A 23,411-nucleotide genomic window follows, 5' to 3' on the forward strand; every position below is an offset into this window, starting at 1 on the left:
TATAAGACTTAGACAGTCTCTTTATTATTTTGGATTTATTTAATAGTATTATCCTAATTATCTAAAAAGATTATATGTTCTCAATATTGCGTGCCGGAATTGGTTTCGAGAAAATCAAGGTTAATCCCATCATGATTGGAAAAATGTTTAGCTAAAAACAGATGTTTAGTTAATAAAAAACTAATTTAATATACACTTTGGTAAAAGACATTATAACTAATTTAATAATTTGTATTATTTCTTTTTTATTGCGCATTTGTTAGTATTTTTTTATTTTATTAAGTGTCATTATGACAATTTTTATAAATTTTTATTTTATTATTGTTATTCTCGTAAAATTTTCCATTCTGGATGCGATTCGTTAGTGTAAGGTCTAAAAAAACAAATGCTTGGTTAATCTAAAATTACTACTTTAGTAAAACGTTTAACTAGTTTGCTTTCTAACCGAAAATTATTAACACACACATTATGAACACTAACACTTTGAAATTTTTAATCCTGTTTGGTTGCATTTTCCTGAACGGGTTGCTCAATGCTCAGGATCGAAAGGCACCATCTTATCCATTAATCACGCATAATACCTATTTCAGTATTTGGTCAGGCACCGATAAGTTAAACGAATCATCAACAGAACACTGGACCGGAGCAGAACACTCCCTTTTAGGTTTAATTAATGTTGACGGCAGCATTTATCGTTTCTTAGGTAAAGAAACAGCGAGTTATAAAACCATTGTTCCAACGTCAGATGAGAAAAGTTATGACGTGAAATACACAGAAACTGAACCACAAGGCGATTGGAAATCAATAGACTATGCAGCAAGCGATTGGAAAACAGGTTCAGCACCGATTGGAGATGATGCTAAAAATGTTAAAACATTATGGAGATCACATGATATTTGGGTAAGAAGAACTTTTAATGTGGCCAATCCTCAATCAATAAATGAACTTTTCTTAAAAATAAATCACGATGATAACATTGAAATATTTTTAAATGGAAAGAAAATTTATACCAAAGAAGGTTGGACCAACACTTTCCAATACATTGCCTTGAATAACAGCGATAAAAATGCGTTAAAAGCAGGCAATAATGTAATTGCAATACATCTGCTGAATACTGCTGGTGGCCGTTACCTCGATTTCGGATTGGTTGATAAAGAAAAAGACAATGCACAAAAGGTCCAGCTGGCCAAACAAAAAAGCATTGATATTAATGCTACTCAAACCATTTACAATTTTACCTGCGGCAAGGTTGATTTAAAGTTAACTTTCACTTCTCCTTTGTTAATGAATGATTTAGGTTTATTCGCACGACCAATATCTTATGTGTCATACCAGGTAAAAGCAAACGACAGCAAAGCACATGATGTTAAGGTTTATCTAAGTGCATCATCAAATATTGCAGTTTATAAGCCATCGCAAGAGGTAACTACTACAAAATACGCCACCTCAAAATTATCAATTTTAAAAGCAGGCACAGTAGAACAGCCAATACTTAAAAAAGGTAGTGATGATATGCGGATTGACTGGGGTTATTTTTATGTTGCTGCTCCAAAAACAAGTAATGCCATTCAGTTTGTAACTGCAGAGAAAGATGCCATCAGTGCATTTAGAAAAGGAAACTCAGCATCAACGGCTAAGCAAGGAAAAGTGCTTGCATTAAATACCATTATCCCCTTCGGAAGTGTTGGTAAAACCCCGGTAGAAAAATTCGTGGAATTAGGTTACGATGAAATTTATTCAATTCAATACTTCAATCAAAATTTAAGACCATGGTGGAATACGTCAGGTAAAGAAACCATTGAAGGCCAGTTAACCAATGCTGCCAATGAGTACAAATCGGTGATCCAGAAATGTGAGTCTTTTAATAAAAATTTATATGCTGATGCACTAAAATCAGGAGGTAAAGAATATGCCGATCTTTGTGTTTTAGCTTACCGTCAAAGCATTGCGGCACATACCCTGGTTAAAAGCCCCCAGGGAGAAATATTATGGTTATCAAAAGAAAATAACAGCGGAGGATTCATTAACACGGTTGATGTGACCTATCCATCGGCACCCTTATATTTAATTTACAATCCAACTTTATTGCAGGGAATGTTAAATGGTATTTTCTATTTTAGCGAAAGTGGCAAATATCCACACCCCTGGGCTGCCCATGATTTAGGGACTTATCCTTTAGCCAATGGCCAAACTTATGGAGAACCAATGCCCGTTGAAGAATCCGGAAACATGATTATTTTAACTGCCGCAATTGCCAAAGTACAAGGAAATGCAAATTATGCAAAGAAACACTGGAAAACTTTAACTACCTGGGTTGATTACTTAACCAAGGAAGGTCTGGATCCAAAAACACAGTTGTGTACAGATGATTTTGCCGGCCACCTGGCTAGAAATGCAAACTTATCAATAAAAGCAATTGTTGGAATTGCCTGCTATGCACAAATGGCTCAAACTTTAGGTTATGATGAAACCGCAAAGAAATATAGAGCAATTGCAGAAAGCATGGTTCCTAAATGGATGGAAATGGCAGATGCAGGAGATCACTATGCTTTAACTTTCGATAATAAAAATACCTGGAGCCAAAAATATAACCTGGTTTGGGATAAGGTTTTGGGTTTAAATTTGTTTCCTCAAAAAATTTATGACACAGAAACAAAATATTATTTAACAAAGCAAAATAAATACGGTATTCCATTGGACAGTAGAAAAGCATATACTAAAAACGACTGGATTTTATGGACCGCAACTTTTGCACCTACACAAAGGGAATTTGAAGCATTGGTTCATCCGGTTTATAAACATGCGATCGAAACAGAATCAAGGGTTCCTTTGAACGATTTTTACGATTCAAATACTGGTATTCGTGATAATTTCAAGGCACGTAGTGTGGTAGGTGGTTTCTATATGAAAATGCTTTCAGATAAATTAAATTCAAAGTAATAATAGCTGGTAATAAGCCAGGGATGACGAACGGCTTAGCTTGTCTAATGGCAGGTAATAAGCAAATAGCTCAACCCCTCCCGTCTTTTCCCACGCAGACGGGGATCTTAAAGCGAAAACCCAACGCTTTAAGATTCCCTATCAAATAGGGAATGACGAAACGCTTGAAAACCCATTAGGATACCCCATAAATTGAGTATGATGCAAAGTTTAAGATGTGTCAACCAGAAAAGTAGAAGAGGGCTAAACGAGAATTTTTAGACAGCCTCTTTTTTTAATCAAAAATCAAATTCTAATTGATTGCGCTCTACATTTTCCAGGGGCGCGTCATCATAAAAGCGGGATAGCGTGATGCCAAGCAAACGTACTTTGGCAAATCCGATATTTGCTTCGTTAAGTAATTTAATCGCTTCTGCATAAATGTTTTCAGCCTCATTTATGGGCATTGAAAAAGATCTGCTTCTGGTAATTAATTTGAAATCTTCAAACTTGATTTTGAGCGTGACAGTTTTACCTTTCAACTGATATTTTTGTAGTCGTTTTGCTACGGTTTCGCTAATTTGTCTAAGTAAATCATGCATTACAGCATCCTCGTTGGTATCTTCTGCCAAAGTATCTTCAGCACCAACAGATTTTGTTTCGCGGTTGGATCGAACAGGGCGATCATCTATTCCACGTACGATTTTGTAATAAAATTTCCCTGATTTGCCGAACTGGGCAACGAGTTGAGATTCAGTCAGTTTCTTTAAATCTGCGCCAGTGTTAATTTGCATGGCTTTCATTCTTGCTGCGGTTACCTTCCCCACTCCGAAGAATTTTTCAATGGGCAGCTTTTCCATAAAGCTTTTAATTTTTGATGGACCTATAAATGTTAATCCATCAGGTTTATTCATGTCAGAAGCAACTTTGGCCACAAACTTATTTACAGAAACCCCTGCAGATGCGGTTAAGTTCAATTCTTTTTTGATGGCATCTTTAATGGATTTCGCAATATCAATTGCCGATCCTATTCCCAGTTTGTCTTCGGTTACATCTAAATAGGCTTCATCAAGAGATAAAGGTTCAATAATATCGGTATACCGGCTAAAAATTTCTCTAATGGCTCTTGATACGGCGCTGTAAGCATCAAATCTCGGATAAACAAAGATAGCCGTAGGACAAAGTTGATAGGCCTTGCTGCACGACATAGCCGATTTTATGCCATACTGCCTGGCTTCATAACTTGCCGTTGCCACTACTCCTCTGCTATCTGGTTTTCCACCAACCACTATAGGTTTTCCTCTGTACTCTGGAAAATCCCGTTGCTCTACGGAAGCATAAAATGCATCCATGTCAATATGGATTATCTTTCTTAAAACAGGTGGAGTTTGATCAGACATTGATTTTTAATCTCTATTAAAGTTTATTCACAAATTAAAGAATAAAGGTTTTTTAAAAATCGCGATTTTTATCTTCATAATTGAATTAGATTTTTTTTCTTTACAAAATATGAAACGAGCCATCAGATTTTACAAGAATGCGAAACAGGAATGGTATGCAGATATTCCTGAGTGGGGAGGAGATATCGCGGAATTGCAAATGGTAGAGGGTGCTGATGTTTTGTTAAACTGGCTTGAAGGATCTGATAACGAATGTAAATTGCTCATGTCCGACAACTATCTCAAAAACGCAGAGATTCTGGATCTGGTTTATATCCGTGAAGAAAACCTTGGTGGAGGCGGAGATTATATATTAGAAAACTTCAGGGGAGAAATTAAAAACCATAAGCTATGGTTATGCCATGTCACAGAATTTGTTTTTAAGCAATTGCCAGAGCGAATTTATTTTAAAAAAGTGTAGGCTCTGTAAAAGATTATGGGTTTAATTTAAAAGAAAATCCACCTTATTTAAAAGTGAATCCATTTCAAAAGGTTTTTCCATAAAATCATTAGCGCCCGCATCCAGAGCAGATTGACGAATATCCCTGCTTGCCGAAATCATTAAAATTGGTATTTCATTATATTGAGGATCGTTTTTTAATTGTTTACAAATATCGCGTCCATCATGGCCGCTCATCCAGATATCAAGCAAAATTAAATCGGGCCTGTTTTTAACGGCATCGATCACAGCTCCGCCATCGTAAGTATATTCAACTTCATACCCCATAACCTCTAATATCATCGTCACGGCATCCACAATCCCTTCATCATCATCAGCGATGAGTATTTTCTTAGTTCCCATTGATGTAAATTTTAACCATAGTAATTGTTAAATTAATTTATAAAAGGCAAATATGATCATTTGTGCATAAGTATTAATACTTGAAAGTTATTTTTTGTTTTTAAAAAAATGATATATATATTTCCAAATTACCGTTGCCCATTAAGTCTTTTTTTCCATTTATTCACAGATTTTGAAGTAGATGTTTAATTGTATTCATATGGCACTAATTATAAGCTTTACTTTTAAACCATATTTAGAAGTGTTAGTTTCGATAAATTAACTTCTTTTGCAAAATCACATTTGTTTATTTCGAAATATTATAGTTTATATTTACAACGGAATTTAAAAAAAGGTTTGATAGCCACGATGGATAGCATTAATATTAAGAAATTAGCCGAAGCCTTAAACCTGTCTACTTCGACCATTTCAAGAGCTTTTAGAGATAATAGTGATATTAGTGGCACTACTAAAGAGCGTATTTTGGCAAAAGCCAAAGAGCTTAATTACCAGCCAAATCATTATGCAAGTAATTTAAGAGAACAAAAAAGTAAAACCATTGCGGTTATTGTTCCTGAATTGGCCAATAATTACTTTTCTCAAGCTATTCACGGAATAGAAAGAGTTGCCAGGGAAAACGGCTACCATATTTTAATTTATGTTACCGATGATGATTACAAAAAGGAAGTAAACTTTATTCGTCACTTACACAATGGAAGAGCCGATGGCATTATCATGTCCGTTTCGGGCGAGGCAAATGATCATAACTATCTGAATAAATTCGGAACTAAAAGATTGCCTCTGGTTTTTTTCGATAGGATTTATGAAGATATTGAAACACCAAGAGTAATCACTAATGATTATAATAGCAGCTTTCTGGCAACAGAACACTTAATTGAACAAGGTTGCAGGCGCATAGCCTACCTGGTGGTAAACAAAAGCTTATCTATTGGTAAAACCAGGATGAAGGGCTATATAGATGCACTTGAAAAGTACCACATTCCTTTCGAAGAAAACTTAATTATTGATTGTAGTAATAGTTATGAGGAAAATAGCATCATTATTAAAGATGCACTTCATCAATTAAAACCTGATGGAGTTTTTACTTCTGTTGAGCGTTTAGCTTTTGCAACTTATTATGCTTGCTATGATTTAGGCATAAACATTCCCCAAGACTTAAAAGTGATTAGTTTTTCAAGCCTGGAGATTGCCCCGCTTTTAAATCCTTCTTTAACCACCATCACGCAACCCGCTACAGAAATTGGAGAACAAGCGGCTAAATTATTATTTAAAATATTAGATGATAATGAGGATAAAAACTTATTCAATGAGGTAATTTTACAATCCAAAATCATTGTGAGAAATTCTACTTCAAAAGAGCCCAAAAATCACTAAAAAATCTTGCGTTTTTTTAGGCTGAAATTTCCAAAAAATTTCAGCACTTAGTGTAAAATACGCAGAATTCCGGCTCAATTTCGGGAACGTTCCCGAAATTGAGCCGGAAATTCATGTCGTTTTTTCGGGAACGTTCCCGAAAAAACGGTAAAAAAATGCTTAGTGTAAAAAATACACTTTATTTTCTGTGTTTTGTTTTTTAATTTTTTGATTATCAATTAATTATAGATTAAAAATTGTTTTCTATTTCATTTTTGTGTTAAGAAAAAATGAACATTTTATTAATTTTCTGAATGAAGTTTTCAGGCAGAAAATATATTTTTTAAATAAATTTTGAAATATCATTAAGTGCTGTAAATTAGGCCTATGTGTAAATCACTATAATATTTAACCAAATTTTTATACTTAAACGAGCTTCGAATATGAAAGTATTTTACCTGTTAAAACAGGGGCTTTTGATGCTGTTGATTTTTTCAGCATTAATTGTAAAGGCACAAACCGGATCAGTATCTGGAAAAGTGCTTGATGAAACCGGCCAACCTTTGCCTGGCGCTTCAGTAATTGTTAAAGGAACAACAAGAAGTACTTCTACCGATGCAAATGGTGACTTCAAATTGATCGGGCTAACAAATGGCTCAATTACTTTATCGGTGAGTTTCATTGGTTATCAAACCCTTGATAAAGCTGTTACCGTTTCGGCAAACGCTACAGTTAATTTTCAATTAGTACCAGATGCACAAAAACTTAATGAAGTTGTGGTGATTGGTTACGGTACGGCAGAAAAGAAAAACTTAACCGGTTCCATCACAACCGTAAATTCAAAAGATTTCCAGAAAGGTACTATTACTACGCCAGAGCAGTTGATTCAGGGTAAAGTTGCCGGGGTTAATATTATCTCGGGTGGCGGTTCACCAGGCGGTGGTAGTACAATCCGTATTCGTGGAGGAGCTTCGTTAAATGCAAGTAACGATCCTTTAATCGTTGTAGATGGAGTCCCTTTTAGTGGAAATAGTATTGGTAACGCACCAAGCCCGCTTTCTTTAATTAATCCTAACGATATCGAAACTTTTACGGTATTAAAAGATGCGAATGCAACTGCAATTTACGGTTCAAGGGCTTCAAATGGTGTAATCTTAATTACAACTAAAAAAGGATCTTCTGGCGCACCTCAAATCACTTTTAGCACAAATAATTCCATTGCAACGGTTGCTAAAAAAGTCGATGTGCTTTCTGCCGCTCAAATAAGAGATTATGTGAATGCGCATCCGGAAGTTACTTATGATGATGGTAAATCATTCAAATCAATTTTGGGAGGTGCAAATACCGATTGGCAAGATGAAATTTACAGAAATGCTTTTACAACTGATAATAATTTAAGCATCGCCGGCACTTTTAAGGGCCTTCCATATCGTGTTTCAGCAGGTTATTTAAATCAGGATGGGGTTTTGATCAGGGGTAACTTGAAAAGGGCTACTGGTGCAATTACCGTTTCTCCAAGGTTGTTTCAAGATCACTTAAAAATCGATTTAAACTTAAAAGGTGCATTAACCGAATCACAATATCCTAATGATGGTGCTATTGGTAATGCTATCCAATTCGATCCAACTCAGTCCGTTTCAGGTCCGGCTACATACGGCGGATATTTTGAATGGTTAAGAGGAGATGGCAGTCTAAATCCAAATGCTCCACGCAATCCAGTTGCCTTAATTCGTTTACAAGATAATCATGGCAATGCAGCCAGAAGTTTTGGTAATGCCAAATTTGATTACTCCTTTCACTTCCTTCCGGAATTACACGCTAACTTAAACCTGGGTTATGACGTTTCTAAAGGTTATGGTTCTACAACCGTTCCTCCTTTTGCTGCTCAAAGCTTTTCTACTTTAGGCTCTGCTACTAACAGAAAAAACACCGAAGTAAATAAATTTTCTGAGTTTTATTTAAACTATGCTAAAACTGTAGAAAGTATTAAAAGTAGATTTGATGTAACTGCTGGTTATGGTTATTATGACGATGCGGTAACCAACTATAATTATAATTCATACAATGGCTTGGGCACACTTTTAACCACACCGGTTTTCCCATTTGCTGTTGAGCAAAATAAATTGCTTTCCTACTATGGAAGGTTTACTTACACTTTAGCGGATAAATATATCTTATCTGGTACTATGCGTGCTGATGCTTCTTCTAAGTTCTCTGCTGATAATCGTTGGGGGTACTTCCCGTCTGCAGCTTTCACATGGAGAGTAGTTGGAGAAGAATTTTTAAAAGACAGCAAAGTTATATCTGACCTGAAATTGAGGTTGAGTTATGGTCAAACCGGTAATAAAGACGGAATCGGCAACTATGATTATTTAGCAAAATATTATGCCAATACCAATCAGGGACAGTATCAGGTAGGAAATACTTTTTATAACTATTTTAGCCCTGCTGCCTATGATCCTGATTTGAAATGGGAAACAACAACAACCTATAATGCTGGTTTGGATTATGGTTTCCTGAAGGGAAGATTATATGGTAGTATTGATGCATACTTCAAAAAAACAAAAGACTTATTAAGTACAATCAATATTCCTGTAGGAACAAACTTTAGCAACTTATTAACCACAAACGTTGGAAATATGGAAGTTAAAGGTATTGAGGCAAGTTTAAACTTTGTGGCTATTCAAAGCAATGATATTACCTGGGATTTTGGTTTCAACGCTGCTTACAACAAAAGAAAAGTTACTAATTTAACTTTAAATCCTGATCCGGGATCGAAAGTTGGAGCAGGTGATATCGCCGGTGGAACTGGTGTTACATTAAAGTATAATGCAGTTAATCAATTACCAGGTTCATTCTTTGTTTACAAACAAGTTTACAATGCCAGTGGCGTTCCCTTAGAAGGTGTTTATGAAGATCTAAATGGCGATGGTGTAATTAATACAAGCGATCAGTATTTTTACAAATCTCCTGATCCAAACTTTACTTTCGGTTTTAACACTTCATTTACTTATAAAAACTGGACTGCAACAACTGTATTGAGAGCAAACCTGGGTAACTATGTTTATGATAACGTTTCATCAAATTTTGGTGTAAGATCAAATATCTTAAGTCCTAGTGGTTTAATTAACAACGCAAGTTCAGATTTCCTGAATACAAATTTCCAAACCAATCAATACATGAGTGATTACTACGTGAAAAACGCATCGTTTTTGAAAATGGATAATGTTGGCTTATCATACAACTTTGGTAAATTATCTAAAACAGGCAATACAACTATGCGTATTTCGGCAAACTGCCAGAATGTTTTTGTGGTATCTAAATATAAAGGCTTAGATCCGGAATTGATTACGGGTATCGACTATAATTTATATCCTAGACCAAGAACATATACTTTAGGTTTAAATGTTGGTTTTTAATAAAAAATAGAGCAGAAAGTTATCATGAGCAGCAATATTCTTCAATTAAGAAAGTCCATGATAGCTTTCATATCTATCAAAGAAAATATACTAAAGATGAAAAAATCATTTAAAACGATATTGGCAGCAGGGTTTTTATTGTTGTCATTAAATGCATGTAAAAAGGGGGATTTAGATTTAACCCCAACCAATGATGTAACGGCTGCTACAGTGTATGCAACACCTGCGGGTTATAAAGCGGCACTGGTAAAGCTATATGCAACTTATGCACTAACCAGCCCTCAAGGTGCTGATGGAAGTGATGTAGGTGGCTTAAATTCTGGTTTTGCAGATTTTTTAAGGCTATTCTGGATGTCACAAGAATTAACTACCGATGAGGCCGTGTGTTCCTGGGGAGATACCGGTATTCCTGAATTGGACTATTCTACCTGGTCTGTTGATAATCAGTTCCTAAGAGGTTTATATTCAAGAAGCATTCTGCAAATTACGGTTGCAAATGAGTTCCTTCGCGAAAGCACTCCTGATAAATTGGCAAGTCGTAATATTACAGGTGCTGATGCAACAGCTATCACGAGATACCGTGCAGAAGCTCGTTTCCTACGTGCTTATCAATACTGGGTATTGATGGATGCTTATGGCAATCCACCATTTGTTACTGAAGAAGATGCAATTGGTAAAGTTGCTCCAAAACAAATTACAAGGGCTGCTTTATTCAACTATGTGGAATCTGAATTAAAAGCGATTGAAGGTGATTTAGCTGAACCTCGCACAAACGAATATGGTCGTGCAGATAAGGGCGCTGATTGGGCTTTATTAGCCAGATTGTATTTAAATGCACAAGTGTATACCGGTACTGCAAAATATACTGAAGCCATCACTTATTCAAGTAAAGTTATCGGTGCCAGCTATGCTTTAAAAGCAAATTACAAAGATTTGTTCCTGGCTGATAACGATGTGAACAATGCTGAGAATATCCTAACCATCAATTATGATGGTGTGAATGGAACAAACAACGGAGGAACAACTTATCTGATCAATGCTGCTATTAATGCCGATATGGTTCCCTCATCTTATGGTGTGCCAACAGGTGGTTGGGGCGGTAACAGAACCCGACAAAATTTACCTGCATTATTTCCAGATCCAAACGGAACATTAGATAAACGTGGTATTTTCTTTGGAGTAAAGGCTAATGTTGATGACATTGGTGTATTTACAGACGGTTTACGGGTAACAAAATTCAAAAACGTAACTTCTACAGGTATTACGCCTCCTTCATTAGGTGGCACATACAGCTCGTTGGATTTCGCAATTTTCCGCCTGGCAGAACAATATTTAATTTATGGAGAGGCCGTAATGCGTGGTGGTTCCGGTGGTAGCACAGCCCAAGCACTAACTTATGTAAACAACCTGCGTCGCCGTGCTTATGGTAATACATCTGGTGATGTTTCTACACTTAGCGTTGATTTCTTCTTAGATGAACGTGGAAGAGAGTTATACTGGGAAGGTCATCGCCGTACAGACTTGGTTCGTTATGGTAAGTTCACAGGATCTAGCTATTTATGGCCATTTAAAGGTGGTGTTAAAGCTGGAGCTAATGTTCCCACACACCGTAATCTATATCCGATTCCAGCAGCAGATTTAATTGCCAATCCGAACTTGAAACAAAATACAGGTTATTAATCTTAATCATTATAAGATATGAAATCAACATTTTATAAATTATTAGCGTTAAGCTTCATTGCTTTATCGCTATGGTCTTGTAAAAAAGACGAAACACAAACTGTCGCAAGCGCAGGTACAGGAGGTTCATTAAAATCTTCTGTTACCAGTGTAACGCTCGATAAATCTGTACTTGAAACTGATGTAATCACGTTTACCACAACAAACGCAAACTTTGGTTACAATGCTGCAATCACTAACGTTTTGCAATTAGCAGCCAAAGGAACCAACTTTGCTCAACCAAAAGAAGCCCCGCTTGATGTTAATGTAACCTCAAAAAGCTACAATGGATTAGATTTTAATAATTTGCTTCTTGCTTTGGGTTTATCAACAACTACAACTTCTGAAGTTGAGATCCGTTTGAAATCTTCTATCTCTAACGCTGTTGCACCAGTTTACAGTAATGTGGTAACCATCAGTGCGAAACCTTTTCCGCTCACTTCCTGGATTTATGTTCCGGGAAATTACCAGGGATGGAACCCGGCAACTGCTGATAGTTTGGTTTCCATTACAGGAAATGGGGTTTATTCAGGTATCATCAAATTTGATGGTGATAATTTTAAAATTACACCTGCTAAGAAATGGGACATAGCTTATGGTAATGCAGGTGGCGGAAAATTAAGCACTACAGGTGGTGATATAAGCTCTGTTTCGGCTGGTTTTAAACTACTTACCGTTGATTTAAATACTTTAGTTTATACAATTGCTGATGCTGATTATTGGTCAATCATCGGTAATGCTATACCAGGGAGCAACTGGGATAAAGATATAGATTTAAAAGCTACAAATGATGGTAACAATACCTGGACAACAACGGTTGCTTTAACACCTGGTGCTTTTAAATTCAGACGAAACCACGATTGGGGAACCAATATTGGTGATAATGGAAATGACATCAACGTCACTTCTGCCGGAAATTACAAACTGGTATTAACTTTAAATGCCGATGGTAAAACTGGTTCTTATACCATGACCAAGTTATAATAATCAATTTTGGTAAGGATGTCCAAAAAGTTCTACGCTGTCATCCCCAGTCCGATTGGGAATCTTAATACAGTGCTATTGCTATTAAGGAAGTTCCCGTTTTCAGGGGAATGACGTTGTAACCTTTTGGACAGCCTTATTATTTATTCTCTACAGCATTTTAGTATGATCAGATCCCAACTTTTATTATTTCAAGGCATATCTATTTTACCTACGAATGCTCAAATTAATTTCCTGGTAAACCTGCGCGCTTTAATTATCAGCGCATTCCTTTCTACTAAAATGAAAAAAATTTTTATTTCCCTGTTAATTTTACTTTCAGGCACAAATCTTTTTGCTCAAAAGCTAGAACGCATTGAACCCATGTTTTGGTTTACCGGAATGCATAATCCAAAATTGCAGCTGCTTGTTCATGGAGAAAACATTGCAAAAAGTACCGTTACATTAACATATCCGGGTATAAAACTGGTTAAAGTCAATCAAGTAGAAAACCCAAACTATTTATTTTTGGATTTACAGCTTTCGGCGACCGCAAAAGCAGGAAAATTCCCAATTGACTTTTCTGTTAATGGAAAAAAGATATTCAGTTACACTTATGAATTAAAAACCCGCGATAAAAATGCAGGAAGAATTCAGGGCGTAACACAAAAAGATTTCATTTATCTTTTAATGCCAGATCGTTTTTCGAATGGCGATAAAAGCAACGATGTGGTTCAGGGATTAACTGAAACAGCATTAAACCGTGATAGCATGTATTATCGTCACGGGGGAGATATTCAAGGCGTAATTAATCATTTGGATTACCTTAAAGATTTAGGCATAACCACCATTTGGATGACTCCCGAAGTTGAGAATGACATGCAACAGGCATCTTATCATGGGTATGCTGTTACCGATCATTATAAAATTGATCCCCGTTACGGAACGAATGAACTTTACAAAAAATATGTAGAAGCTGCCCATGCTAAAGGCATGAAGGTGATCAAAGATATTGTTCATAACCATATTGGCACCAACCATTGGTTTTTTAAAGATTTGCCAATGAAGAACTGGGTTCATCAATGGCCAAAATACACACAAACCAGTTACCGGGATCAGGCAGTGATGGATACACATGCTTCTGCTGCCGATCGTAAAAAAATGTTGGATGGCTGGTTTGTACCTTCCATGCCCGATCTGAATCAAAACAATCCTTATGTTCAAAATTATTTAACACAGAATCACATCTGGTGGATTGAATATGCAGGCATTGACGGTTTACGTTTAGATACCTATCCTTATAACGACCCTGCTTACATGGCCGATTGGGCAATCAAATTAAAAGCCGAATTTCCTAATTTGTCAGTTTTTGGAGAAACCTTTGTTCATGGTGTAGCCAATCAGGCTTACTTTACTGAGGGAAATACAGTAAATCGTGGTTTTGATACGCATTTGCCTGGCATTACAGATATGGCTGTTAAAGAAGGAATTTATGAGGCTTTGAATGGCAAAAACGGTTGGACAGATGGTATAAATCGTTTGTATGATGTAGTTGCCCACGATTTCCTTTACAAAGACCCAACGAAAAATTGCATTGCTTTAGATAATCATGATATGAGCCGTTTCTACTCAGTGGTTAATGAAGATTTCGATAAATATAAAATGGGTATGGCCATTTTATTAACCATGCGTGGCATTCCTCAAATGTATTATGGAACCGAAATTCTGATGAAAAACTTCTCCGATCCCGACGGCCTGGTTCGCTCTGATTTCCCTGGCGGATGGGATGGAGACAAGAAAGATAAATTCATCGCCGATGGCAGAACAAACAAAGAAAATGAAGCGTTCAACTTTGTAAAAACTTTAGCCAATTACCGTAAAAAAAGTGCATCGCTACAAACCGGAAAACTGATGCAGTTTGTTCCGGAAGATGATATTTATGTGTATTTCCGTTACAACACCACGGCAAAAGGAACGGTAATGGTAATTGTAAATAATGCCGAAAAGGAGAAAACATTAAATACCGATCGTTTTGCAGAAAGAACCCTTGGAATCACAACTGCAAAAAATGTGATATCAGGAGAAAGTATATCATTTAAAGAAATTAAAGTCCCGGCGAAAACAACTTTGGTTTTAGAACTAAATTAAAATTAAAGAGGGTCCGGTGTCGGAGCTGCGAAGTCGGAAGAAACACGAAAAAGATAAAGCGAAAAGAATTAGTGTAACCAACAATCGGTGTAATCATCCCGAAGGGAAAAAGTATAAAAAAGATGCAAGAAAGACTCAAGACTTCAGATTCAAAACTCCAGACCAAAATCAAGGCCTGCCTCTTTGACCTTGATGGCGTTTTGGTAGATACAGCAGTTTACCATTATCAAGCCTGGAAACGTTTAGCCAATACCATGGGCTTCGATTTTACTGAAGAACAGAATGAGCAATTAAAAGGCGTGAGCCGTGTAGAAAGCTTAAATAAAATTTTGGCATGGGGCGGCGTAGAAAAAACAGAAACAGAAAAACAAGAACTCGCTACTTTAAAAAACAGCTGGTATGTGGATATGATTACCAAAATGACACCTGCTGAAGTTTTGCCGGGAACAGTTGATTTTTTAACAGCAATCCATAAAGCGGGATACAAATTAGCGCTGGGCTCAGCAAGTAAAAACTCAGGAATCATTTTAGAACGCACCAATCTTGCTCATTTCTTTGATGAGATTGTAGATGGAAATATGGTAACTCAATCAAAACCTGACCCTGAAGTATTTTTAAAAGGTGCTGAACTTTTGGGTTTTAAACCTGAAGAATGCGTGGTTTTTGAAGATGCCGTTGCTGGTGTCGAAGCCGCAAAACGCGGTGGAATGAAAGCCATAGGAATTGGAGAAAAAAGTGTACTTGCCAATGCTGATGTAGTGGTAAGTGGATTGGATAAATTAACGGTTAAAGATTTAGAAAGTTTATAGGTTTCTACTGCCGTCATTGCGAGGCACGAAGCAATCTTAAAGCGAAAGGAATTCAAAACAATTGTGAGCACACGCACTCTGAAAAGAGATTGCTTCGTGCCTCGCAATGACGAGAAAGCATAAAAGATGAAGAATTACATTAAAGCGGATGAGTGGAAAATTATCGAAGAAGGCTTTGATCCACATTTAAATAAAATTTCAGAAAGTATTTTCAGTTTGGGCAATGGGCGAATGGGGCAGCGTGCAAACTTTGAAGAAACTTACACCGGCGAAACTTTACCGGGCAATTATGTTGCAGGTGTATATTATCCGGATAAAACCCGTGTAGGATGGTGGAAAAATGGTTATCCCGAATATTTTGCTAAAGTTTTAAATGCAGCTAACTGGATAGGTATTGAAGTAAAACTGGATGATGAGATTCTTGATTTAGCAACCGCTGAAGTAAGTGATTTCAACCGCGTTTTAGATATGCACACTGGTATTTTGGAACGCACATTTACTGCAAAGCTAAAAAGTGGCAAAACCATTGAAGTAAAATCAACTCGTTTTTGCAGCATTGCCGATGATGAAGTTGGCGCGATCCGTTACAGCATTACACCATTGAATTTTGATGGAAAACTAACATTAATGCCGTTCATTGATGGAGATGTTAAAAATCAGGATAGTAATTACGATGAAAAATTCTGGGATTTTGTTGAAGATGATATTAACGGAACGGAAGCTTATATCAAATTAAGAACGAAGAAAACCGAGTTTGAAGTTTGTACCGGAAGTAACATTGAAGTTTTCAAAAACACAGAAAAACTAAGTGTAAACTTTGAAGAAGTACGCAAGGAGAAGTTTGTTGGACAAACGCTTTCTCTTGAGGTAAAAGCAAACGAAAAAATCACTTTAGTTAAAATTGCTGCTAATTTATCTTCAGAAAATTATCCGAAGGAAGAACTTTTAAAACATACAAAAGCTGCTATTGCCAAAGCAACGGCCAAAGGTTTCGATACTTTATTAAAAGAACAAACGGAGGCCTGGGCAACAAAATGGGAAGAAAGCGATATCATTATCGAAGGCGATGTTTCTGCGCAGCAAGCTATCCGTTTCAATATTTTTCAATTGTTTCAAACCTATACCGGTAAGGATGATCGTTTGAACATTGGTCCGAAAGGATTTACGGGCGAGAAATATGGCGGTTCTACTTATTGGGACACCGAGGCCTATTGTGTGCCGTTTTACTTGGCAACAGCCCCACAGGAAGTAAGCAAAAACTTATTGATTTATCGCCACAAGCAACTGGACAAAGCCATTGAAAATGCAGCCAAATTAGGTTTTAAAGACGGTGCTGCCTTGTATCCAATGGTAACGATGAATGGCGAAGAATGCCATAACGAGTGGGAAATTACCTTTGAGGAAATCCACCGGAATGGTGCAATTGCCTTTGCCATTTATAACTATATTCGTTATACCGGCGATGAAAGTTATCTGTTCGATTATGGTTTGGAAGTGCTGATCGGAATAGCCCGCTTCTGGAAACAACGTGTAAACTGGAGCACTGATAAACAGCAATATGTAATGCTTGGCGTAACCGGACCGAACGAGTACGAAAACAATGTGAATAACAACTGGTACACCAATTTATTGGCAACATGGTGCATGAAATATGCCACTGAAGCTGCTGAAATTGTTAAAGCACAACAACCGGAAAAATATAACAGCTTATTGCAAAGCTTAAATTTCGACGAAAAAGAATTTACTGATTGGGCTGATATTATTGAGAAAATGTACTATCCTGAAGATAAGGATAAAGGTATTTTTCTGCAACAGGATGGTTATTTAGATAAGGAACAAATTTTGGTTAAGGATCTTCCGGCAACGGATAGACCGATTAACCAAAAATGGAGCTGGGATAGAATTTTACGTTCATGCTTCATTAAACAGGCAGATGTTTTACAAGGTTTGTATTTCTTTGAAGAGAATTATGATTTAGACACGATCAGAAGAAACTTCGATTTCTACGAACCACGCACTGTTCATGAAAGTTCTTTATCGCCTTGCGTTCACAGTATTTTGGCCGCTAAATTAAATGATGAGGCACGTGCTTACGAATTCTATTTACGTACTGCCCGTTTAGATTTGGATGATTATAACAATGATACGGAAGATGGCTTGCACATCACTTCGATGGCCGGAACTTGGATGAGCGTTGTAGAAGGCTTTGCGGGTATGCGTGTTCGCGATGGTAAGTTGCAGTTTAATCCTTTCTTGCCAGGAAAATGGAAATCATTCTCATTCACGATTGGCTTTAGAGGCGCTACGTTAAAAATCAACATTACCGAAAGTGGAATCAATATCAAAAACAATAATGATGTAGATTTAGAAATTGGAATCAGAAACCAAACCTTTAAATTGGCTGGCCACGCAGAAATTGAAGTAAATAACGCCGAGTTGGTATGAGAGATGTAGAAGGTTTAAAGGTTGAAGGGTTAGAGGTAAAAGTTGTCTCAATTCGTCGTCATTGCGAGGAACGAAGCAATCTTAATGCGATAGTTTATTCAGCTATAATTTTCCTTTTATTTCTTTCGATTTCATCCTTTGCACAAAAAAAGAGTAAAAATATGAACGATAAACAAATCGTTATATATCAGTTATTGCCTCGTTTATTCGGAAATAAAAACACTGCAAATATTCCTTATGGCACCATTGAACAAAATGGTTCTGGTAAGTTTAATGATATAACAGATAAAGCTTTAGATGGGATAAAAGAGCTGCACGTTAATTATGTTTGGTACACGGGCGCCATTGCACACGCAAGTTTAACCGATTATTCTGCTTACGGAATTAAAAATGATGATGCCGATGTAGTTAAAGGCAGGGCAGGCTCTCCTTATGCTATTCGCGATTATTATGATGTTGATCCTGATTTAGCCGTTGATGTTAAAAACAGGATGAAAGAGTTTGAAGCCCTGATTAAAAGGACCCACGCTAAAAAACTGAAAGTTTTAATTGATTTTGTTCCGAACCATGTGGCCAGAAGCTATCATTCCTATGCTAAACCAAAAAATGTAATGGATTTTGGTGCAAAAGATGATGCAACGAAAAGTTTTAGTCCACAGAACGATTTCTATTATATTCCCGGAAAAACTTTTGTAGTGCCGGTAAACGATCAAAAAACGCCACTTTCTGTTTTGCAAGATGGTAAATTTGATGAAAATCCGGCAAAAGCCACAGGAAATAATGTTTTCTCAGCATCGCCAAAATATGATGACTGGTATGAAACCATTAAGCTGAACTATGGTGTGGATTATCAAAATGGAGAAAAGCAATATTTTAGTCCAGTCCCACCAGTATGGATCAAAATGCGTGATATTTTAATCTACTGGACAAAGAAAGGTGCTGACGGTTTCCGTTGTGATATGGCCGAAATGGTGCCTATTGCTTTCTGGAACTGGGTTATTCCGCAAGTTAAAAAAGTAAATCCCGATTTAATCTTTTTAGGAGAAGCCTACAATCCACAGGTTTATAAGCAATATTTAGAAGAGGGTAAATTCGATTATCTATATGATAAAGTTGGCCTTTACGATGGATTGAAACGATTAATCAGAAACGAACCATCTGCAGATGTTAGGGAGATTCGTCATGTTTGGCAGGTAGAAAGCGCTGGTTTTGGCAAAAATATGTTACGCTTTTTAGAAAATCATGATGAAGAACGTATTGCATCGGCAGGTTTTGCAGGAAAAGCTGAACTGGCTTTACCTGCAATGGTAGTTTCAGCTACTTTAGGTTCGGGTCCGGTTATGCTTTATTTCGGACAGGAAGTTGGAGAACCTGGAAAAGGACAAGAGGGTTTTGGAGGGGATGATAACCGCACCACTATTTTTGATTACTGGGGTGTTCCTAATCATCAGAAATGGATGAATGGCGGCTTATTCGATGGTCATAAATTAAATGCAGCGCAACAAAAGTTAAGGGCTTATTACAAGCAGTTGTTAAAAGTCACTTCAGCAAGTGATGCCGTTGTCAATGGAGAAATTTATGATGTTCCACATTCTGGGAACATGAATAATCGCATGTATGCATTTATCCGTTATTCAGGCAAACAACGTTTATTGGTAGTGGCCAACTTCGATAGAAATCAGACTTTAGAAGCCAGTATCGAAATTCCTGACCATATTTTGAAAGTAAAACACTCATCTCCGGTTACGGATTTGTTAACAGATACAAAGTTAAATATACCTGCAGGCACGAGTATACCTGTAAAACTTGTTCCGGTTTCGGCGCAAGTGATTGAATTTTAAATAAAGAAAACCGCAAAGAACACGAAGACTTTCGCAAAGAACACAAAGTTTGGATACAATAGCTTTGCGCCCTTTGCGCTTTCCACTCAGCGCCCTTTGCGGTTAAATAAAACCAAATACAATGAGCTTAAAAACAATATTCGAAAACCCAAAATTAACACTTGCACAAATTATAAATATGAGTGTTGGGTTTTTCGGCATCCAGTTCGGTTGGGATCTGCAACGTGCCAACATGGGACGGATTTATGAAAATCTTGGTGCTAATCCCGATCAGGTTCCCTTATTGTTTCTGGCAGCGCCTTTAACCGGTCTGTTGGTTCAGCCAATTGTTGGTTATTTGAGCGACAGAACGTGGCATCCGAAATGGGGCAGAAGAAGGCCTTATTTTATGATTGGTGCTATTGTGAGTAGTATTGCATTGATCTTCATGCCACATAGCAGTGCACTTTGGATGGCTGCGGGTTTATTGTGGATTTTAGATGTTTTTGGCAACATTGCCATGGAGCCTTTTCGGGCTTTTGTTACCGATAAATTGCCCGATAGCCAGATCAATCGTGGATTTATTATGCAAAGTATGATGATTGGTTTAGGTGGTAGTGTGGCATCAGCATTACCCTGGTTAATGAACAATGTTTTCAGTTTAACCAATACCGCTGAACCAGGCGGTATTCCTGAAAATGTGAAATTCTCATTTTATATTGGTGCATTTTTCTTCTTTACGGCTGTTTTATGGACCGTTCTTACCACTAAGGAATATCCGCCTCAGGATGTGGATTTCAAGGAAAAAGTTCGGGAAAGCAACAAGGGTTTTGGTGGAGGAGTAAGTGAGATTTTTAATGCTTTAAGAAACATGCCAAAAAGAATGCAAATTGTTTCTTTAGTTCAATTCTTTACCTGGCCAGGTTTATTTTTAATGTGGTTTTATTATACCACAGCTGTTGCCGTAAATGTTTTTGGCGGTAAAGATGCAGCTGATCCGGTTTATGCGCATGGAGCCGATTTTGGAAGTTTAACACTCGCCTATTATAGCGTAATAACCTTCCTTTTTGCTTTAGTACTTCCAAAAATTGCCGATGCTTTAGGAAGAAAAACAACTCATGCTTTGTGTTTAATTTGTGGTGCAATCGGATTGATCAGCGTAGCCTGGGTGCATGATAAAAATATGCTTTACCTCTGTATGACTGGCGTTGGAATTGCCTGGGCAAGTATTCTTTCTATGCCTTATGCAATGTTGAGCGGTTCATTACCGAAAGATAAAATTGGCATTTACATGGGCATTTTCAATTTCTTTATTGTGTTGCCGGAAATTATAGCCTCATTGGGTTTTGGTTGGTTAATGCGTAATGTACTGAATAACGACAGGCTTTTAGCTGTTCAGCTTGGTGGTGGATTGATGATTTTGGCAGCAGTAATTTGCTATTTGTTCATCAGAGAGCCTAAAAAAACGGATGAAATTTTAGCCTCTAAATTAGAAGTGGAAGAAAACAGATCAGTATAATCAAAATCGTCATTGCGAGACACTCGCAATGACAAAACCTGTAAAATCTAACCAAATGAAAAAAATATTTTATTTATTCTTGCTATTAACAGCATTCAACACAGCTTGTAAAAAAGCATCGACCAATGGAGACATCGAACCCACTTCAACAACTCCAACTACCAATTTACCTGCTGGTGCTAAAGATGGCGTGGCATTCATCAACAATGGAACATCGGCAATTATAACGCTTTATGCACCTGGAAAAACTTCTGTTTCCTTAATTGGCGATTTTAATGATTGGTCAACATCAGCAACTATAATGAAAAAAACTGCTGATGGAAATACCTGGTGGGTTCAAATCGATAATCTAAATCCAAACACTGAATATGCCTATCAATTTTATGTGGATGGAAAGTTAAAAGTTGCCGATCCATACTGTGAAAAAGTGCTGGATCCCAATAACGATCAATATATTTCGGCAAATGTATATCCAAATCTGAAAGCTTACCCAACAGGGAAAACCACTGGCATTGTAAGTGTAATGCAGGCAAATCAACCTACCTATACCTGGAAAAATAATGGCTTCGTACGTCCTGATAAAAATAATTTAGTGATATATGAATTATTAATTCGCGATTTTACTACTGAGCACAATTATGCCTCAACGCTTGCCAAACTGGATTATTTAACTGGTTTAGGCATCAACGCAATTGAATTAATGCCGGTTAATGAGTTTGAGGGTAACCTGAGCTGGGGTTATAATCCATCTTTTTATTTCGCCCCCGATAAGTATTATGGAACCAAAACTGCTTTGCAAAACTTTATTGATGAATGCCATGGAAAAGGGATCGCTGTAATTTTAGATATGGTGTTAAATCATTCATTTGGCCAATCGCCAATGGTTCAGTTATATTTTGATGGCGCAAAACCAACAAGTTCAAGTCCCTGGTTTAACGTAGATGCAAAACATCCGTTTAATGTGGGTTATGATTTTAACCACGAAAGCGCAGCCACGAAAAAATTCTCAAAAGATGTAATAAAATTCTGGATGCAGCAATATAAAATTGATGGTTTCCGTTTCGATCTTTCAAAAGGTTTCACACAAAAATCATCAACCGATGATGGCGTTTTCAGGCAATATGATGCCGGCCGTGTAGCAATATGGAAAGAATACAACAACTTTATTAAAGGTATTGATCCAAACAACTTTTATGTGATTTTAGAGCACTTTGCAGAAGAGGCTGAAGAAAAAGTTTTAGCTGAAGAGGGCATGATGCTTTGGAATAACCTTAATTATAATATGAATGAAGCCTCAATGGGCTGGTTGGAAAAATCTAATTTTCAATGGGGGTTTTATGCCAACCACGGCTTCGCAAAATCAGAAAACCTGATTTCATATGGGGAAAGTCATGATGAAGAGCGTTTAAATTTTAAAAATTTCACTTACGGCAATGCATCGGGCAGTTATGTGATCAAAGGAAACCTGGCCACCTCTTTAAAAAGGCAAGAGCTTGTTGCGGCATTTTTATTCGGCATTCCTGGTCCTAAAATGATTTGGCAATTTGGTGAATTAGGGTATGATGTCAGTATCGACTTTAATGGAAGAACGGGAGATAAGCCAATTAAATGGGAATATTATAATGATGCAAACCGTAAAGCTTTATATGATACCTATGCCAAATTCATCAGAGTGAAAAAGAACAACAGCATTTTCAATTCTACAAACGCTACTTACAGTTTAGCTGGCGGAGTAAAATATATCAAACTTACAGAAGGTTCTAATACTGTAATTGTAGTAGGAAACTTTGATGTTGTGCCCCAAACAGCACAAATTGATTTTGGTTCTAATGGCACCTGGATAGATGCTGTTGGAACGAGCATCAATCTTTCTTCCAATACTTATACAGCCAATTTAACTCCAGGCGAATATCATATATTTAGTAAAGAAGCTTTAAAATAAGTATAATCAAATTATGAGCCACAGGTTCACGGATTTATGTTCAAAACAAAATCTGAGAATCTGTGGCTTTCTTTGTAATAATCTTGTTGTTTTTAATTAATATTGCTTTAACAA

General features: G+C 36.9%; 14 protein-coding genes. 12 read left to right on the forward strand and 2 right to left on the reverse strand.

Features of this window, described 5'->3' with window-relative positions; all coding sequences use genetic code 11:
* The first annotated feature begins 468 nt into the window (after positions 1-468).
* The gene (locus DU508_RS09280; RefSeq protein WP_115402518.1) at positions 469-2,940 is read left to right on the forward strand and encodes a glutaminase family protein; all 2,472 of its coding nucleotides are present in this window, start codon (positions 469-471) and stop codon (positions 2,938-2,940) included.
* Between the two features lie 278 nt (positions 2,941-3,218).
* Here the strand turns inward: DU508_RS09280 and dinB are convergent, their stop codons facing one another.
* Entirely contained in the window at positions 3,219-4,319 is a 1,101-nt protein-coding gene (gene dinB / locus DU508_RS09285) for a DNA polymerase IV (protein ID WP_115402519.1), read from the reverse strand.
* A gap of 109 nt (positions 4,320-4,428) precedes the next feature.
* Here dinB and DU508_RS09290 point away from each other — a divergent pair, with 109 nt between their 5' ends.
* The gene (locus tag DU508_RS09290) at positions 4,429-4,779 is read left to right on the forward strand and encodes a DUF6717 family protein (protein ID WP_115402520.1); all 351 of its coding nucleotides are present in this window, start codon (positions 4,429-4,431) and stop codon (positions 4,777-4,779) included.
* 21 nt (positions 4,780-4,800) lie between these two features.
* Here the strand turns inward: DU508_RS09290 and DU508_RS09295 are convergent, their stop codons facing one another.
* Positions 4,801-5,160 carry a response regulator gene (locus DU508_RS09295; RefSeq protein ID WP_115402521.1) on the reverse strand — a complete coding sequence of 120 codons (360 nt, stop codon included), beginning with the start codon at positions 5,158-5,160 and terminating at the stop codon, positions 4,801-4,803.
* A gap of 348 nt (positions 5,161-5,508) precedes the next feature.
* Here DU508_RS09295 and DU508_RS09300 point away from each other — a divergent pair, with 348 nt between their 5' ends.
* The 10 genes from DU508_RS09300 to DU508_RS09345 all read left to right on the forward strand — a co-directional run bounded on the left by DU508_RS09300 (position 5,509) and on the right by DU508_RS09345 (position 23,297).
* On the forward strand, positions 5,509-6,534 hold the full coding sequence (locus tag DU508_RS09300) for a LacI family DNA-binding transcriptional regulator (RefSeq protein ID WP_115402522.1): 1,026 nt from the start codon (positions 5,509-5,511) through the stop codon (positions 6,532-6,534).
* Positions 6,535-6,956: 422 nt separating this feature from the next.
* Entirely contained in the window at positions 6,957-9,932 is a 2,976-nt protein-coding gene (locus DU508_RS09305; protein ID WP_115402523.1) for a SusC/RagA family TonB-linked outer membrane protein, read from the forward strand.
* A gap of 96 nt (positions 9,933-10,028) precedes the next feature.
* Positions 10,029-11,612: a RagB/SusD family nutrient uptake outer membrane protein gene (locus DU508_RS09310; RefSeq protein WP_115402743.1), complete on the forward strand. Its 1,584-nt coding sequence runs from the start codon at positions 10,029-10,031 to the stop codon at positions 11,610-11,612.
* A gap of 18 nt (positions 11,613-11,630) precedes the next feature.
* Positions 11,631-12,635, forward strand: a complete 1,005-nt coding sequence (locus tag DU508_RS09315; protein ID WP_115402524.1) for a SusE domain-containing protein — start codon at positions 11,631-11,633, stop codon at positions 12,633-12,635.
* Positions 12,636-12,917: 282 nt separating this feature from the next.
* A complete protein-coding gene (locus DU508_RS09320; protein WP_233509445.1) occupies positions 12,918-14,762 on the forward strand; it encodes a glycoside hydrolase family 13 protein in 1,845 nt (614 codons plus the stop codon).
* 122 nt (positions 14,763-14,884) lie between these two features.
* Complete coding sequence (pgmB, locus tag DU508_RS09325) at positions 14,885-15,571, forward strand: beta-phosphoglucomutase (protein WP_115402526.1); 687 nt, start codon at positions 14,885-14,887, stop codon at positions 15,569-15,571.
* A 126-nt stretch (positions 15,572-15,697) separates the two neighbouring features.
* A complete protein-coding gene (locus DU508_RS09330) occupies positions 15,698-18,016 on the forward strand; it encodes a glycoside hydrolase family 65 protein (RefSeq protein WP_115402527.1) in 2,319 nt (772 codons plus the stop codon).
* 161 nt (positions 18,017-18,177) lie between these two features.
* The gene (locus tag DU508_RS09335; protein ID WP_233509452.1) at positions 18,178-19,857 is read left to right on the forward strand and encodes an alpha-amylase family protein; all 1,680 of its coding nucleotides are present in this window, start codon (positions 18,178-18,180) and stop codon (positions 19,855-19,857) included.
* Positions 19,858-19,978: 121 nt separating this feature from the next.
* The gene (locus tag DU508_RS09340) at positions 19,979-21,355 is read left to right on the forward strand and encodes an MFS transporter (RefSeq protein WP_115402529.1); all 1,377 of its coding nucleotides are present in this window, start codon (positions 19,979-19,981) and stop codon (positions 21,353-21,355) included.
* Between the two features lie 55 nt (positions 21,356-21,410).
* On the forward strand, positions 21,411-23,297 hold the full coding sequence (locus DU508_RS09345; protein ID WP_115402744.1) for an alpha-amylase family glycosyl hydrolase: 1,887 nt from the start codon (positions 21,411-21,413) through the stop codon (positions 23,295-23,297).
* Positions 23,298-23,411: the final 114 nt, after the last annotated feature.

This window comes from Pedobacter chinensis, from assembly GCF_003339865.1.
In the GTDB taxonomy this organism is placed as follows: Bacteria; Bacteroidota; Bacteroidia; order Sphingobacteriales; family Sphingobacteriaceae; genus Pedobacter; species Pedobacter chinensis.